Genomic DNA, 16,788 nt, shown 5'->3' on the forward strand with positions numbered 1-16,788 from the left:
GTTTCAATAAATAATGCAACTGTAAGTCTGCACCAAATTCATATTTAGTCAGTCATCCCCAATCTAAAATCTAAAATCTAAAATCTAAAATTGTATGAGCCTGAGAATCAGTGGCAATCGCCAAATCAAAACCCTGCCGGGACTCGCAACTCGCCCTACACCTTCGCGAGTTAGAGAAGCTTTATTTAATATTTGGCAAGGGACGATCGCAGATTGCAGATGGCTTGACATTTGTACCGGCAGTGGTTCGATGGGTGCAGAAGCTTTGTGTCGGCAAGCCGCGAGTGTCACTGGCATCGAACAGTCGGCGAAAGCTTGTGCGATTATCCGCCAAAACTGGGAGCAAGTAGCAGACTCATCCCAAACCTTCCAAATATTGCGGGGAAACGCGACGGCGAAGTTGGCGGCACTAGCGGGGCAGCAGTTCGATCGCATTTACTTCGATCCGCCCTACGCCAGCGACTTGTACGAACCGGTGTTAAACGCGATCGCCAGCCAAGAAATGCTAGCACTCCTCGGCGAAATCGCGATCGAACACAGCCCGGAGCGATCGACACAACCGATTTCCGGCCTAGAAATTTGCCGCCACAAAGTATACGGCAATACAGCATTAACCTTCTATACCCGCAGTGGCTGACAGGCTCAAACCGCAGCAGCGTCAATCGATTTTAGATTTTAGATTTTAGATTTTAGATTGACTTGCGCGAGACAAATGCTCTTTGTTGAGGATTTTCGAGTTGAGATTTTGGATTGATTCCACGGATAAATCACGTGGCGGGTATCATCAACTCACATCTTGCACCATTCTCAAGAACAGGCTTTCCGGCCTGTTGCACAAAGAGTCGATTTTCTTGTGGAACAGGCCGGAAAGCCTGTTCATAAAAGCTTATTGAGAATGGTGCAAGATATAAGATCGAGAAATTCGCGGTCACGCCTGGAGGCAGAAAGAAACCGGGTTTCCGGGCGTGGGCGCCCCCAGGACTAAAAGTTTTTCCCTTGGATACAATACAAATTTTTCCGATGAAGTTAAGCTTTGTGCGTAGGTTGTCAGAGCAAGTTGCCTCAGCAATTGACGAAATAAATGAAGTTTAGGCTGAAAATAAAGACTTTCAGTTGTAACATGAACCCAAAGTGTGAGTGTGAATATTCCTAAAGGAGTGAATATGGTTCAGACACCTTCGCGCCCTCGTGGCAGCGAGTTTCCGGCTGCTAACTCGGTACAGCCAGTCAAACGCGATACGATTCTGCTGGGAGATAGCCTCCCCCTGCCCAATACCAAACTCTTCGGCACAGACGGCATTCGCGGGAAAGTTGGAGAATTGCTGAATGCACCCCTAGCCCTGCAAGTGGGCTTCTGGGCTGGACAAGTTCTACGCCAAAATTCCCCCAACCAGGGCCCTGTGATTTTGGGACAAGACAGCAGGAATTCCAGCGATATGCTGGCAATGGCACTGTCAGCGGGTTTGACGGCCGCCGGTTTGGAAGTGTGGAATTTGGGATTGTGTCCCACTCCCTGCGTTGCTTATCTGGCAAGCGTTTCGGAGTCGGTCGGCGGAGTGATGATTTCGGCTTCTCACAATCCCCCAGAAGACAACGGCATTAAATTTTTCGGCTCAAACGGATCGAAGCTGTCGCAGCAGTTGCAGGAACAAATCGAAGCGGGAATCCGAGGGGCAAAGGTTCCAATTTCTAGCTTGGGTTGGGGACACCACTACCATCGCTCTGAGTTGGTTAAAGATTATGCCACTTCGCTCTGTGATTCGCTGCAACAGATGAATTTGGAGGGAATGCGGATAGTTTTGGATTTGGCTTGGGGGGCCGCTGCGGGTTTGGCGCCGGCGGTGTTCGCGCAAATGGGGGCGGATGTGATCTGTTTGCACGACTCTCCTGATGGATCTCGCATTAATGTTAACTGCGGTTCTACTCATCTCGACAGTTTGCAAGCGGCGGTTTTGGAACACAATGCCGATTTGGGCTTTGCTTTTGACGGCGATGCTGATCGAGTTTTGGGTGTTGACAACAAAGGTCGAACGATTGACGGCGATTACATTCTTTATCTGTGGGGCCGGCAGTTGCGCGACTCCCAACAGTTACCATCCAATTTAATTATTTCTACTGTAATGGCTAACCTCGGCTTCGAGCGAGCTTGGGAAGAATTGGGGGGCAAACTAACTAGAACCAACGTCGGAGATCAGTACGTTCACGCTGAAATGCAGCGCACTGGTGCGATGTTGGGCGGCGAACAGTCGGGACACATTCTTTGTCCGCATTACGGTATCAGCGGCGACGGTTTGCTGACGGCTTTGCATTTGGCTTCGCTGGTGCGCCAGTCCGGGGAATCTTTGGCACAATTGGTAAGTGGCAGTTTCCAAACTTATCCGCAGTTGTTGCGAAATATTCGGGTGGACGATCGCGAAAAACGCCTGAAATGGCACGAGTGCGAGGCAATGCAAAAGGCGATCGATCGTGCTACAACAGCAATGGGCGAACAGGGACGGGTTTTGGTTCGCGCTTCTGGCACTGAACCGCTAATCCGAGTTATGGTGGAAGCTGCCAGCGCCGAATTGGCTAATTTCTGGACTGAAAATTTAGTTTTAGCCGTTCAGCAACACATCGCTATCTGATGGAAAGGGGGACTTGCTAAAAGTTGTGAATTTTGAGTGTTGAGTTTTGAGTTGAAATCTTTGAATTCAAAATTCAGAAATCAAAATTTCTAACTATTAATTTCGATTTTTAATCAACTTCTCCAAAAATAACGAGTGGGGTAGGCAGGATGCCTACCCTTAACTTTATTTTCACTCAATTGTGTGATGATGATTGATGATGATTTCTGTTGTTATACCTACCTACAACCGCGAGCAACCTCTGCGAGAGACATTGGCTGATGCGATTGGGCAAAATTACCCAAATTTTGAAGTGCTAGTAATCGATCAAACTCGCACCCACGAATTGGAAACTCAAGTTTATTTAGAGGAATTGTCAAATGCTGGCAAAATTCGCTGGTTTCGGGTAGATTGGGCGAGTTTGCCTGGTGCTCGAAATTATGCAGTGCGACGCGCAGTTGGAGAGATTATTTTATTTATTGATGATGATGTACAATTGCCAGATGGTTTTTTGGCTGCTCACGCTGACAATTATTTAGAAAAACCCGATGTGGGATGTGTGGCGGGCAGGGTTTTTGACAGAATGAAACTGGATAATTCTGGAGGCGATTTGGCGATCGAATATTTGCCCTCAGAAGCGATGGATGCGGGCATTGCCTGGTATTTTATCGATTTGGTGCATACAGTCAAACCGCAGCAGGTGCTCTCGGCTAGAGGCTGCAATATGTCATTTCGCCGGCAGGTTTTTGCCGAATGGGGGCTGAGGTTTGATGAGCGGTTTGCAGGGAGTGCGGTGCGGGAGGAGTCGGATTTTTGTTTGAGATTGCGATCGACTGGCATGAAAATTTGGTACGATCCCAATGCCTGTTTAGTTCACTTGGGGGAAGAGATCGGGGGCTGTCACGATGTCAGCACGCGATCGATCGAGTATCAAGTCACATTTTATCACAACCATTTCCTCATGGGATTGAAAAATTTAACAGCCTTTCAATGCCTGCGATTTTTTGCCAAACTCTTTGACTGCCACGTTTTGGGAAATCCACCTTGTTATAAAAGCACCTCGCCCATTAAAATTATAACTAGATTTGCTTTTTATATCCTGGGTTTTCTCAGTGCTATAAATACACTAATTCAATCTCTGTGGAATGATGGACAAAGTTATAGCCATCAAGACAAGATTAACGAGAATACCAATTTAATGTGAAGTTGCATCTATTTCGAGCCCCCTAAATCCCCCTTAATAAGGGGAGTAGGGGTTGACTTTGACCAAGCTCTTGTCCCCCCCTTATTAAGGGGGGTTAGGGGGGATCAGATTCTATGCAGCCTCATATAAAATTGGTAGAAATAATTACCTATTCTCCATTCGCCTTTCCCAATAAATGAGAATTCTCGTGGCTAGTCACACCTATATTGTGGACATTAATCGGGAAAAATTCAAGATATTAGCCAACCTAGAACCCGATATTGAAGTAACAGTTGTAGTGCCGCAGCGTTGGAAACCGGGAGGCGTACAAAATAAAATTATAGAAACGCAATTTTATCAAAAAGGCTCATTTAAAGTAGTCCCCGTCTCCAACTTTAGTCAAAATAATCAAGGCTTGCTAACTTTTGGTCTAGATTTAATTGAAGTTCTGCAGAAAATTAAACCGCAGATAATTCAAGTTGAACAAGGTTCAAAATCTATTGCTTGCGCTCAGTTAATTTTACTAAATAAACTGCTAAAACTGGAAGCAAAAAATATATTATTTACTTGGTGGAATCTGCCTTATCAATTGAATTGGCCCGTTTCAGTCTTAGAAAATTACAATCTTCAGCACACCGACGGAATTATTGCAGGCAACCTAGATGGAGCAAAAATTTTGCGGCAGCGGGGCTATGAAGGTGCGGTAAAAGTAATGCCACAACTCGGAGTAGATGAAACTTTGTTTCGCCGCACTGGTAAAGACGCTGATTTATCGCGCAGGTTCGGTATTAAACCGACCGATTTTGTGGTAGGATTTGTAGGGCGATTTGTCGAAGAAAAAGGATTGTTGACTTTAGCTGAAGCCTTGGCAGGGTTGAAAAAAAGCTCTTGGAAGTGGCTGTTAGTTGGACAAGGAAAATTGCGGACGCACCTCGCCGAAAAATGTATTGAATGGGGAATCAGCGACAGAATAATTTGGGTAGAAAGCGTTTCCCACGAAGAAATCCCCCCCTACATTAACTTAATGAACTGTTTGGTATTGCCTTCGCAAACCAGCTATAAATTCAAAACTTTGACCACTGTGGGCTGGAAAGAACAATTCGGTCACGTTTTAATTGAAGCGATGGCTTGTCACATTCCGGTTATTGGTTCCGACTGCGGGGAAATTCCCCACGTCATCGGCGATGCGGGGTTATTATTCCCAGAAGGAAATGCAGGGGTTTTGCGAGAGTGTTTGCAGAAATTGATGGAGCGGCGGGACTTGGCGGCCGATTTGGGCGATCGGGGTTATCATAGAGCGATGAGCAATTATACCAATAAAGCTTTAGCTGAGCAGTTATTGGAATTCTACAAAGAATTGTTGTAACTTTTAGCTATAATGCAAGTGTTAAATAAAAACTGTAGTAAATGTCTATTCCTCCCGACATACGCTCTTTGATTAACGAACTCTACCAGGTATTAGACGATAGCGAGCGCCAAGCAACGCAGGGACTTTTTGCACTTAGAAGAGCCATGTCTCTTTTTCCCCAGAATGAAATACTGATGCAATACTTTTCTTCCATCACCAATTTTCAATTCAACGTAGCAGGTACTCGCTTACAAGCAGAGCACATTGTGGGCAATGTATTGATGGCTGGTGTGCCCGATGAAGATGTTCAAAAAGCAGGAGATTATTTAGCAGCCTTGCTAAAGATGGCTCCCGAATCGAGAATTATGATTGACAAAGTAGTGGAGAGATTAGAAGCATTGCCATGAAACAATTACCAGATGAAAGCCTACTCCAGGAAATCCTGGAAATTGTGAAAGCTGCGGAAGCCAAAGCCAGTGAAATGTATGAATTTTCCAAGACAATGGCTCACAATACCCAAATTACAGCCACAAAAAGAGAGGAAGCTGAACAGCTAGACGGGCAGCCTTTTGCAGATAGATAATTAAATTTGTAATGGGAGATGTTGGTATGTTGATTTAAATAACTATCCCTGATGCGGATTCTCCAAATTATCCCCTCAATTTCTCTCGTCTACGAAAGTTGCAGGGCTTACGCATGGGGCGGCTAGAAACCCGGTTTCTACGACTTTCTCCCTCATCAATCAGGAATAAAACTGTTAAGTTCTTCGACTAGCAAATGTACTGTTGTTGAAGGATTGTCAGTTTCTGGATTGGGGCGATCGTATTCCTGTAAAAGCCGTTTTGCGTGTTTAATTGCATCCTGCTGTCTGTCTTTTAGTTCCTCATAAATCGTCTCGCTGTTTTTCTTATACTCGTGTCCCAATAACTTGGTTAGCATATTTTGATAATCCTGGCGAGAAATTCCCGTATTATAAAAATGGAAGTGCAGCAAATACCACAATTCAAAAGCATCATTTGAATAAGCTACGTCAATGCCGTTATTTCTTGCAAGAGTTATGGCTGAATTAAAATTTTGCGAGTCGTTAGGATTTTTAGGGTTGTTATCGCGATCGAACACGCACCAAAATCGGTCTTTTTCGTCGGATTCTGTGTCGTTTTTTAACTCAATAGCTTTTTCTACTAAACTCTTCGTATTTTTTCCTTCTCCTTTGATATCCAGCTTAATTACATTTGTGTCTACCGGGAAACTTCTAAAATAGTTGGGTTCTGTTTTCTCACCTTCGCACACGATTAAAAACCATCTTCTAGTTTTAACCTTTCTATTGTAGTAATCAATATTTGTTCTTCTAGACGAACTTTTTTTATTCATGAAGTTCACCTATTAGTTCTTTAAAATTACCAATAAAAGGGATAGCGCCATACTTGCCGATAATGTAATCGCGCTCGAATGAGGCATCTTTTCCGACTTTATACTCTACCAAAGAGTACAAATCAGTAGCGCCTTTGTTGTCTTTTTCGGTAAACCATATTTGATCTTTGCGAAAACTTTTACTACTGAGCAAGTTTGTGTCGTGTGTAGTGAATATAAGCTGTGCGTTGTGCGGATTAGTCTCGTTAGAATTGAATAAGCAGATTAATTCGCGAGTAATCAGCGGATGTAGTCTGGCATCAAGTTCATCAATTAATAAAATTTTTCCTGTTCTTAAAGTATCCAGGAGAATGCCTGCTAATGCAAATAGTTTGTTTGTCCCCTCGGATTCGTGCGTTTCGATATCAAATAATTCTATAGCAGCCTGTTTCCCATCAGCATCATATTTCCGGTGAACTGTTTTCACGCCTACTTCATATATACCGAACATAGCGGTTTTCTGGGAAATATACTTTTTGATTTGAATATCAGCAATCCCTAAGTCTAATTTCTTGATAAATTCAATAATATCATGTCTGTGGCGATCGTTCTCAAAAGACTCTAAAGTTTCCTCGCGGTATTGCCTATCTTGCAAGCCTGATATCAATTGCAAAGTTTTACTGAACCACAGCAATATTTTGCCAGAAATTTTACCATTAAATTGTGCGACTACAGAAAGAAATAAAGCATTACTTCGGGTTTTATCGCTAATGCCTTGTCCCTCTGAGAAATCATCTAATATATAATTATTAAAATCTCGTTCAAAAAGCATTTTTTCTTGACTGTCATCAGCTTGAAATAGCCACTCAGAAACAACTTCCCGCGCGTTCACATCAAAACCGTACCTAAAAGTTTTGTCTTCTAGTAGAAAAACGATTTCAAAGAAAGACGGCTCTTTTTCTGTCTCTGTGCTTAGCCTGAATGCTTCAATATCGATCGCGTCTGAAACTTGCGTTTCTTTGGATGAGTTTAGGACAAACCATTTCATAAAGTTAATAGCAGCAACAATGTTGCTCTTACCACTGGCGTTAGCTCCATAAATAGCAGCACTTTTGAGTAAGCTTAACTTATCATTAATTTGGAATACATTATTTTCATCCAGCTCTTTGTCTTCCTCAGTAATTGACGAGGCTACCATGCTGAGGGTGACAGTTTCTTTAAAAGATTTGTAGTTGCCGACGCTGAATCCAATCAGCATAACTTGCCTCCGATCGCCTAAATTAGTATAACGTGCAAATTTTGCAATTCTTTCTATGATAACACAACCAGCTACCTCAGCTAACACCAAGTGCTAACCATGCGGATTCTCCAAATTATCCCCTCAATTTCCCTCGTCTACGGCGGGCCAAGTCAAATGGTACTCGGACTTTCTGCAGCCCTGGCTTCTCGAGGTATTGATGTCACAATTATCACCACAGATTCTAACGGAGATATCGGTCAAATTCCCTTAGATGTTCCTCTGAATGAACCAATACAACAAAACGGCTATCAGATTATTTATTTCCGCTGTTATCCCTGGCGCAGATATAAATTTTCTCTCTCGTTATTGCAGTGGTTAAATGAAAACGCGCGACAATTTGACCTCGCCCACATTCACGCTCTTTTTTCGCCAGTAACTACCTTTGCGGCCACAATTGCTAGATATCACAAGTTGCCATATATTATGCGTCCCTGCGGTATGCTTGACCCTGCCGATTTGCAGAAAAAAAAGCGCTTGAAACAGATTTATGCAGCAGTTTTAGAACGCCCTAATTTAGCAGGGGCAGCCACAATTCATTTCACAAGTAAAGAAGAGGCTAAAATCTCAGAAAGATTTGGTTTGGGTAGCACAGGCAAGATGCCTGTGCCACGGGATTTGGTGATTCCATTGGGGGTGACAGCAGGTTTGTTTCCTAAGAGATTGCGGGAATCTGAAGTGCCAATTATCTTATTTATGTCGCGGATTGAACCTAAAAAAGGGCTTGATTTGTTAATTCCAGCATTAGAAAGTATTTTGGCATTGGGCATAGAGTTTCACTTTATTTTAGCTGGATCAAATCCCCAAGATGCTGAGTATGAAACACAAATTAAAGTACAAATTCAGAATTCAAGCTTAGCAAAATACACAACAATAACTGGCTTTGTGAGCGGTGATTTAAAAGTTGAACTATTGACAAAAGCCGACTTATTTGTATTGCCTTCTTATTACGAAAACTTTGGCATTGCTGTAGCAGAAGCAATGACCGCGGGTGTACCTGTCGCCATTTCCGATCGCATACATATTGCGGAAGACATACAGCAAGCAGAAGCTGGTTGGGTGGGGCCTCTGGAAGTAGGGGCGATCGCCAATTCAATCAAATCAGCACTTCTGAATCCACAGGAGCGCCAACGCCGGGGATTGAAGGGCCAAGAGTACGCAAGAAAGCATTATAACTGGGAGGCGATCGCCCAACAAACTATCGATGCTTACCAGCAAATTTTGTCATCTATTAACTAATGCAACAGCCGTTTACCTTTTACTTTTTCTCCTGCTGCGAGTTCTTGTGCTGCTGCTATCAGAATATGCAGGCGAGATTTTTTCATCGCTGCTATTTTAGCTGCAATACTTATCAACAAAACTCTGCAATCCTGCCTGATATCCTGCTCCTACAGCCTGAAATCTCCACTCTCCATTCTTTCTATACAAACGACCAAATTCTACAGCAGTCTCTCGCGAAAAATTCTCTTTTAATTCATACCGAACAAGTTCGCTTCCCGTATCCAAATTGGTAATTTTGATAAAAGCATTTTTGATATTGCTAAAATTTGCCTTAATTTTATCTGCTTCGTGAATAGTGACCACAAAAGTTATTTCCTCAATTTCAAGATTAACTCTTTCTAAGATAACGCCGTAAATAGTCTTATTTTCTTGACTTCGGTTGTTTTTTTCAAGAATCGATTGCAGTAACGAACTGTCATACGATTGCAGATTATTGTAAAAGATAAAATATTTATCGTTAGGTATTTTGCCGTCAGCACCTAGCATAAACGCCGAGACATCAATATCGTAGCTTTGTCCTGCCTCTGTCACCTGCCAACCGAGGGCGATCGCCATTTTTTTTATACCGGGCGCTTCTTTAGAAATATTAAATCTCTCACCCTTACTTAATTGCATTGCCATCTGCTTATTTGTTAAACATCAAACTTTATAGCGTTAATGTTAATATTAAGTGGGACAATAACTTTTCTTCTTTAAGAAAACTTAATATTTGGTCTCTAATAGTTGGCATCATTAAAAATATGTGCTATTGCTCTCCGAATTTATTGAGATTTACTGAGAGAGAATTACGTAAGCAAAAACCGGGCTTTCTAAAAAACCCGGTTTCGGCAATTGAACTTAATTTGACTCTACTTTTGAGCATTTTCTGAACTAGGTGGCAGCGTCACAAAATTACCAAAAGCTCCAACCGTTTGATAGCTTTTTTTGCCTAGTTCAGTTGTGTAAATACTGACCACACCTAAATTTTGACGCTGCGTTGTATTGTCGAGCAAGCTTTCGATCGTGCCCCGCTGCGAAGTCAGTAAATTCTTGCAACTGCCGATCAAAGTATCTGTAATGCCGCCCAAAGCTTTCGGCACGCGAGAATCTTTGCACACAGTGTTTTCCAACTCGGTTTGGAGTACGCCGGAAGCATAAGTTAGGTATTGATCTCTCGCAGGATTTGTAAATGCCATGCCGGCGGCTAGAAGAGTAAGGGCGATCGCGACTTTTCCCACATTGCCGAAAAAATTAGAAGTTGGTTTGTTAGTATTCATTGCGTTATCAATATTCATTTTTTTTAGCCCCGTTGATTTATAAGCTTCTCTTGATTTAAACTACACCTCCTCAGAAACAGATTTCCGAAAGGAGGGGACAGTTTTTAGATTGGAGGCCAGTTGCGAGTAAGGAATGAGAATTAAATAACTTCCACTCTTGAAAGTGGGATGGGCGTCCCGCCCATCCGTTTTGGACGGGCGGGACGCCCATCCCACAATAACAATTAAAATTGTAAGTTATTTAATTCGCGATCCTAAGTCTCTCACTGGTTTACCTTCCTTTTACGTTTCCCCCTCCCTCAAATCCGGTAAATCTTCCACAAAACATTAGCTTGTCCCCAGGCTCTGCCTGGGGACGAGGAATTTAAACTTAGTTTCGCTTTGATTTTTGCCGATCGATCTCCCGCTGCAACTCTTCAATCTGACGGCGCAAAGCCTCCGTCTCGCTGTTAGGCGCTTGGGACTTGACATCAACCGCACCCTCAGCTACAGCCCGCTTGTAGTTCCCCAGCTTAATTTGGCGGTATTCCTCGGAACTTGCCCAGTCTCGCAAATACCGCAGGCGTTCCACGGGGAAAGGGTGACTCAGCATCACGCCCTGACCGCCGTTGTAAAGTAAAAACTTATACACTTGGTTGAGATTGTCTCGATCGAGCTCTTGATAGTTGTCAGACTGGCGGATAAATTCTTGCAAACTGCATTGGTCAGCATATTTACTGCTAACTCCCGCAAGTTTCATCATCGTCTTCATCACACTGTTCAAGTCATCCGTTACCAACAAAGCCGCCCGGTCTCCCGACAATTCAGCCTTGCGGCGCCACTCGTAAAAAGCGAAAATTAAACCGCTACCGACCATATTTCCCAGCCCGAAAGTCATCTCCCCAATTGTCGATGCGACGCTCATCGCCCACATCGCCATTTGATTTAAAGTTGGATGACCGCATTTAATGTGTCCCAACTCGTGAGCCAAGACTACCCGCAGTTCCGCCTCGTCCAACAAGTCTAAAAGACCAGTGTTTAATACTACATAAGGTTGGTTTTTTCCCAGGGCATAGCTGTTAACTGAGGGATTCTGAGAAACAAACAAACCCGGTTCTGGAAAAACATCTAAAGCCTGCACGCACTCCCGAAATATATGATAAATGCTGGCATATTGGCGAGGCCCGACTTGAATGCTATTTCCCATTAGGTAAACGAATTGCGGTCGTTCGTAGACAAATTCTACAAATTTGCCGGCAATTAAGTCAAATCCAGGCACGCTGCGTAACGCTTCCTCAGCTTGGCGATCGAGGGGATGCTGAAATGCTTCGCTAGAAATTCCCGTATAAGTAGGCATAGTTGTTGCAAAAGTTACATTTAAGATATCAGTAATGCCATCGCTGCTGGTGCTAGCTAGCGCCTGACTTATCAATGTTATCGCGACAAATATTGAACTGTTGTGGAACAGGGCGGAAAGCCTGTTCAAATTAGCGTTAAAATTGTGAATCTGGTACAGGCGCGATCGACAAACATCTTTCACAGTGCCTGTGTATCGCCTCACCCAAAAATTGGAACGTGCAAAAATGGCTATCCTGCAACTCGAAAACGGTACAACCTACACTCAACAAAGCGACATTACCCGAGAACTCGCTTCCTTAAACATTCAACTCAACCGCTGGCCCGTGGGTGACAGCGCTGAAATTCAAAATTTGTTAGCTAAAGATGCTCTTGACGACAATCAAAAAGAGCAAGTGTTGCAAGCCCTCGACAGTTACTTTCAACAGTTGTCGGAAAGTGCAGGCTATCAGGATCGCGACTTAATTGTACTGCACCCAGACATTCCCAACCTCGACACCTTGCTGTCCAAATTCAACAAGTGCCACATCCACGCCGATGATGAAGTCCGCTATATCGTAGCAGGGGAAGGCATTTTCGGCTTCGTCCGGCCCGACGGCAGCCAAGTCGAACTCACAGTGCAGCCAGAAGAATTTATCAACGTGCCGGCGAATACAGAACACTGGTTTTATTTGACAGCATCCCGGAAAATTAAAGCGGTTCGCTATTTTACCACCAAAGAAGGCTGGACGCCGGAGTATACCGATACGGAAATTCGATCGCGTTTAGCTGCTGTTTGAACTGAGATGTTGCACCATTCTCAATAAGCTTTTTATGAACAGGCTTTCCGGCCTGTTCCACAAAGAGTGAATTTTATTGTGGAACAGGCCGGAAAGCCTGTTCTTGAGAATGATGCAAGATGTGAGTTTCGATGCGTAAGTCCCGCAGTTGACGGTTGACAGTTGACGGTTGACGGCAATCTTCAAATCATCTAAAAATCCTCAAATCCCGCATCAAACTTTGTGATTTACAGATCGCAATATGCTCAAAGCAACCGCCTCCGCCACCTTAATCCCATCAATCCCCGCCGACAGGATTCCACCCGCATATCCTGCACCTTCCCCAGCAGGATAAAGGCCTTCTGTATTCAAACTCTGATAATCTTCCCTGCGTTTAATCCGAATTGGTGAAGAAGTGCGCGTTTCCACCCCAGTCAAAACCGCCTCATCCATCGCAAATCCTTTAATCTGTTTGTCAAAAGCCGGAAGTGCTTCGCGGATAGCTGCGATCGCATAATCTGGCAAACTTTCGCTCAAATCAGTCATCACAACTCCCGGCGTATAAGACGGCTGCACACTGCCTAGCGCCGTGGAAGGGCGATTCGCCAAAAAATCACCCACAAGCTGCCCAGGGGCGTTGTAAGTGCCACCTCCTAACTCAAATGCCCGTTCTTCTAGGCGACGTTGAAACTCAATTCCTGCTAAGGGATGACCCGGATAATCCTCCGGCGTGATACCCACCACAATCCCGCTGTTAGCATTGCGTTCATTGCGAGAATATTGACTCATCCCATTAGTAACCAGTCGCCCCGGTTCTGACGCAGCCGCCACTACCAAACCACCGGGACACATACAGAAACTATATACAGAACGATTGTTTTGGCAATGGTGAACCAGTTTGTAATCTGCGGCACCCAAAAGCTTATGGCCCGCCCGATCGCCAAAACGACAGCGATCGATGATAGTTTGGGGATGTTCGACCCGAAAACCAATGGAAAAAGGTTTTGCTTCGATGTAAACCCCGCGCGAAAACAACATTTCAAAAGTATCGCGGGCGCTGTGTCCCACCGCCAAAACTATATAATTACTAGCAATATATTCTCCACTGGCGAGGGTAAGTCCCTGCACTTTTCCATTTTCGATGTGGATATCTTCCACACGACCTTGAAACCGAATTTCTCCGCCTAATGATTCAATTTGGGCGCGAAGACTTTGGACAATTCCCACCAGTTTGAACGTGCCAATATGCGGTTTATTAATATATAAAATTTCCGGTGAAGCTCCCGCATTTACAAGTTCCGTCAGCACCTTCCGCCCATAATGCTGAGGATCTTTAACTTGGCTGTAGAGTTTGCCATCGGAAAAAGTACCCGCGCCACCTTCGCCAAACTGGGCGTTAGATTCGGGGTTAAATTCTGCTTTTTTCTTCCAAAATCCAAAGGTGTCTACTGTGCGATCGCGCACAGCTTTTCCGCGTTCTAAAAGGATGGGGCGAAACCCCATTTGTGCCAGCATCAGACCGGCAAACATACCGCACGGCCCTGTACCAATCACAATGGGGCGAATCGTCAAATTGCTGGGGGCTTTGGCTACATAGCGATAACTCGTGTCTGGTGTTACCATCACATGAGGATCTTTTTTGAAGCGCGCCAAAAGTTGCTTTTCCTGTGTCGTCTCTACATCCACAATATAGACAAGGAGGATTTCTGCTTTTTTACGAGCATCGTAGCTGCGCTTGAAGATGGAATAGCCGAGCAATTCTTCGGGGGGAATTTGCAGCTTTTTGAGGATTGCACTGGCGATCGCATCTTGAGGATGATCTAGGGGGAGTTTTATTTCGGTTATTCTTAACATATAGCAGAGGGAAGTTCGGCAACGGATTATATAACGGATGTCACGGATGTCACGGATGTCAGGAAGAAGGAAGAAGGAAGAAGGAAGAATAAAAATCCCGAACAGAAGTATTATAACTATTTCACTGGACATCCTATGGGCGATCGTCCTCGGTCGAGCAATTTTTGATTTTTGAGTGGATAATTGAAGAAGCGTTATAATAAACAAAAAATTAAGTTTTGTAAAGACCCTTGACTGCAACATTTACACCCAAAAACAGCCGCACCTGGCACGCTCTCAACCCCCTCTGGCAAGGAGCCGAAGACGCAGTACAGAAGGGTTTGCCCCACACCAAGCTCGCACCGGCATGGCAAATACTGCTCCTAGGCGACGGTTCCCCCACCCGTCACCTGCAACTGCTGACAGGGGAACCCACAGAAGTTGATGTGATCGATATGTCTTTAGTGGGTGAAGACGCAGACGGCGCGCCCCAGCAAATTGTCGCGGTTCCGGGGCCGCGCCTGCGCCGCCAGGTGTGGCTGCGGACTGCTTCGGGACAGCGCTTAGCCTATGCGACTTCTTGGTGGGAAGCGAGCCATGTAGACGAATATTTACAAAATAAATCTTTGCCAATTTGGGCTAGTTTAGCGAGGCTGCGGACAGAATTGTATCGCGATGTGCAGGGCATTTATTGCGGTGATTCGGTGGCTTTGGAGTCAGCTTTTGAACAGTCGGGGCCTTTTTGGGGGCGACACTATTTGTTTTGGCATCACGGGAAGCCATTGACTCTGATTTATGAGGTTTTTTCTCCTTATTTAACTAAGTATTTGGGGCCGATGCAATTGGATGTTGATTGAGACTGAGATATTGCACCATTATCAAGAACAGGCTTTCCGGCCTGTTCCACAAGAAAATTCACTCTTTGTGGAACAGGCCGGAAAGCCTGTTCATAAAAAGCTTATTGAGAATGGTGCAAGATATCAATCTCAACTGAAATGTTGCACCATTCTCAATAAGGCTTTCAGGGCGGGCTAGAAGCCCAACCCCTACTCCCCACAAGAAAATTCACCCGATTATGGAACAGGCATCTTGTGGCTTTCAGGGCGTTGCTCAGAGCAACCCCCCACAAGAAAATTTACCCGATTGTGGAACAGGCCGAAAAGCCTGTTCTTAAGAATAGTTCCGACGAAATTTTACTTGCAAACCGTCGCCGGGATGCGGAGTCGGTACTCTGATTAAATTCAAATCTTGATCCGGTAAAAGTTCCCATTCAAACTCCCGAACAATCTTTGCCGCAAACAACTTCATCTCTAACCGGGCAAATTCTTTGCCCAAACATTCTCGCAAACCGCCGCCAAAGGGTACGTAGCTGAACGGTTTAGGCGATCGATCCGAGCTAAATCGATCGGGGTCGAATCGATCGGGTTCGGGATAAACTGCGCTATCCTGATGCGTCTGATTGATTTGATAAAGTACCATCCAACCCTTGGGAATTTCGTAGCCATCGAACTCGCAATCATTAATTACCTGCCGAAAACCGCCTCCCACTGGTGGAACCAACCGCAGCACTTCTCGCATAACCTGCTCTAAATAAGTCATTTGTTTGAGTTCTTCCAAGGTTAGCGGTTCAGTTGCGGGGAACTGCTGCTGTTCGGCCCGTACTTTTGCCATCACATCGGGATTTTGAGCCAGGAGAAGGCAAAAAGAGGCGATCGCCGAAGTTAAAGTTTCGTGTCCCGCAAACAGCAGCAACAGCACTTGATCTTTTAACTCCTCCAAACTCAAACTATTTCCCTCTTCATCGCGGGCCGAAATCAGCAAACTCAAAGCATCATTGCCGCTAGGGGTTCCTTGCTGGCGATCTATAATAATCTTTTCAAGTTCTGCCAACAGCAGCTTTCGGCACTTTTTCGCCTTGCCAAACTGACTCCAAGGCACATCTAAAGGAATCGAAAATAAACCATTGCACCACGTTTCAAAATAATGTCCTAGCGCCGTTTCCGAACCATTATCAATCCCTACTAACAACTTACCCGCAACATCAAAAGTATAATTTCTCAGTTCGGGATACCAAGTCAGCGTTTCCATTTTTGCCCATTTTTCCAAATAGCGCTGAGTGATATCTTCCATCGCGCCGATGTAGCCTGCTAAAGCTCGCGACCCAAACGCTTGGTACAGCAACTTGCGCCGATTTTGGTGGTTAGCACCCGTTTGCAACGCCAAAGAAAGCGGCCCTAAAAGCGCTTTCGTGCTGGCAGGCCAAGTCACAGCAAAATATTGGTTTTCATTGCTTAAAACAAACAAATTAGCCTCTTGGCCACACACAAACACGGTAGGCTGTCCGAAAATGCTGGTTTTGAAAAGGGGCCCGTACTGCTGGTGGCGTTTTTTGGCAAATTGGGAATCTTGCAAAAAGTTGATAGTATCGCCAATTAGGGGTAAACCAAAACTGCCGGGAGGTAATGCCATTTTAGATTTTAGATTTTAGATTTTAGATTTTTAATATCATATCAATTTTAGTTGGAGGGTGGGCAATACGCAGCA

16 protein-coding genes are annotated in these 16,788 nt (G+C 44.6%); 9 read left to right on the forward strand and 7 right to left on the reverse strand.

Annotation, left to right across the window (positions count from 1 at the left end):
- Positions 1-94 precede the first annotated feature (94 nt).
- The 6 genes from rsmD to QUB39_RS22465 all read left to right on the forward strand — a co-directional run bounded on the left by rsmD (position 95) and on the right by QUB39_RS22465 (position 5,717).
- Entirely contained in the window at positions 95-637 is a 543-nt protein-coding gene (gene rsmD, locus QUB39_RS22440; RefSeq protein WP_333211883.1) for a 16S rRNA (guanine(966)-N(2))-methyltransferase RsmD, read from the forward strand.
- Between the two features lie 526 nt (positions 638-1,163).
- Positions 1,164-2,624 (forward strand): phosphoglucosamine mutase, encoded by a 1,461-nt coding sequence (gene glmM, locus QUB39_RS22445; protein ID WP_333056904.1) that lies wholly within the window; start codon positions 1,164-1,166, stop codon positions 2,622-2,624.
- Positions 2,625-2,820: 196 nt separating this feature from the next.
- Positions 2,821-3,807, forward strand: a complete 987-nt coding sequence (hpsN, locus tag QUB39_RS22450; RefSeq protein WP_333211886.1) for a hormogonium polysaccharide biosynthesis glycosyltransferase HpsN — start codon at positions 2,821-2,823, stop codon at positions 3,805-3,807.
- A gap of 175 nt (positions 3,808-3,982) precedes the next feature.
- A complete protein-coding gene (gene hpsO, locus QUB39_RS22455) occupies positions 3,983-5,152 on the forward strand; it encodes a hormogonium polysaccharide biosynthesis glycosyltransferase HpsO (protein WP_333211888.1) in 1,170 nt (389 codons plus the stop codon).
- A gap of 41 nt (positions 5,153-5,193) precedes the next feature.
- Positions 5,194-5,541 (forward strand): hypothetical protein, encoded by a 348-nt coding sequence (locus QUB39_RS22460; protein ID WP_333056849.1) that lies wholly within the window; start codon positions 5,194-5,196, stop codon positions 5,539-5,541.
- Positions 5,538-5,717, forward strand: a complete 180-nt coding sequence (locus QUB39_RS22465; protein ID WP_333056850.1) for a hypothetical protein — start codon at positions 5,538-5,540, stop codon at positions 5,715-5,717. Before QUB39_RS22460 ends, QUB39_RS22465 begins: the two co-directional genes overlap by 4 nt.
- Positions 5,718-5,872: 155 nt before the next feature.
- Here QUB39_RS22465 and QUB39_RS22470 read toward each other — a convergent pair whose 3' ends face one another.
- Positions 5,873-6,505, reverse strand: coding sequence for an RloB family protein (locus QUB39_RS22470; RefSeq protein WP_333211891.1), 633 nt, complete (start codon positions 6,503-6,505; stop codon positions 5,873-5,875).
- Positions 6,498-7,829 carry an ATP-binding protein gene (locus tag QUB39_RS22475; protein WP_333211893.1) on the reverse strand — a complete coding sequence of 444 codons (1,332 nt, stop codon included), beginning with the start codon at positions 7,827-7,829 and terminating at the stop codon, positions 6,498-6,500. Before QUB39_RS22475 ends, QUB39_RS22470 begins: the two co-directional genes overlap by 8 nt.
- 12 nt (positions 7,830-7,841) lie before the next feature.
- Here QUB39_RS22475 and hpsP point away from each other — a divergent pair, with 12 nt between their 5' ends.
- A complete protein-coding gene (gene hpsP / locus QUB39_RS22480; protein WP_333211895.1) occupies positions 7,842-9,020 on the forward strand; it encodes a hormogonium polysaccharide biosynthesis glycosyltransferase HpsP in 1,179 nt (392 codons plus the stop codon).
- A gap of 96 nt (positions 9,021-9,116) precedes the next feature.
- Here hpsP and QUB39_RS22485 read toward each other — a convergent pair whose 3' ends face one another.
- The 3 genes from QUB39_RS22485 to QUB39_RS22495 all read right to left on the reverse strand — a co-directional run bounded on the left by QUB39_RS22485 (position 9,117) and on the right by QUB39_RS22495 (position 11,654).
- Positions 9,117-9,683: a TerD family protein gene (locus QUB39_RS22485; RefSeq protein WP_333233882.1), complete on the reverse strand. Its 567-nt coding sequence runs from the start codon at positions 9,681-9,683 to the stop codon at positions 9,117-9,119.
- Between the two features lie 227 nt (positions 9,684-9,910).
- A complete protein-coding gene (locus QUB39_RS22490; RefSeq protein WP_333056855.1) occupies positions 9,911-10,336 on the reverse strand; it encodes a DUF4359 domain-containing protein in 426 nt (141 codons plus the stop codon).
- 352 nt (positions 10,337-10,688) lie between these two features.
- A complete protein-coding gene (locus QUB39_RS22495) occupies positions 10,689-11,654 on the reverse strand; it encodes a M48 family metallopeptidase (protein ID WP_333056905.1) in 966 nt (321 codons plus the stop codon).
- Positions 11,655-11,880: 226 nt separating this feature from the next.
- Here QUB39_RS22495 and QUB39_RS22500 point away from each other — a divergent pair, with 226 nt between their 5' ends.
- The gene (locus QUB39_RS22500) at positions 11,881-12,432 is read left to right on the forward strand and encodes an acireductone dioxygenase (RefSeq protein ID WP_333056857.1); all 552 of its coding nucleotides are present in this window, start codon (positions 11,881-11,883) and stop codon (positions 12,430-12,432) included.
- Between the two features lie 213 nt (positions 12,433-12,645).
- On the opposite strand, the gene QUB39_RS22505 is transcribed toward QUB39_RS22500, so the two are convergent.
- Positions 12,646-14,265, reverse strand: a complete 1,620-nt coding sequence (locus QUB39_RS22505) for an NAD(P)/FAD-dependent oxidoreductase (protein ID WP_333056858.1) — start codon at positions 14,263-14,265, stop codon at positions 12,646-12,648.
- 230 nt (positions 14,266-14,495) lie between these two features.
- Between QUB39_RS22505 and QUB39_RS22510 the strand changes: the two genes are divergently transcribed.
- Positions 14,496-15,101, forward strand: coding sequence for a chorismate lyase (locus QUB39_RS22510; protein WP_333056859.1), 606 nt, complete (start codon positions 14,496-14,498; stop codon positions 15,099-15,101).
- 313 nt (positions 15,102-15,414) lie between these two features.
- Here the strand turns inward: QUB39_RS22510 and QUB39_RS22515 are convergent, their stop codons facing one another.
- Entirely contained in the window at positions 15,415-16,713 is a 1,299-nt protein-coding gene (locus QUB39_RS22515; RefSeq protein ID WP_333211900.1) for a cytochrome P450, read from the reverse strand.
- Between the last annotated feature and the right edge of the window lie 75 nt (positions 16,714-16,788).

This window comes from Microcoleus sp. AT8-B5, from assembly GCF_036705565.1.
Lineage (GTDB): Bacteria > Cyanobacteriota > Cyanobacteriia > Cyanobacteriales > Microcoleaceae > Microcoleus.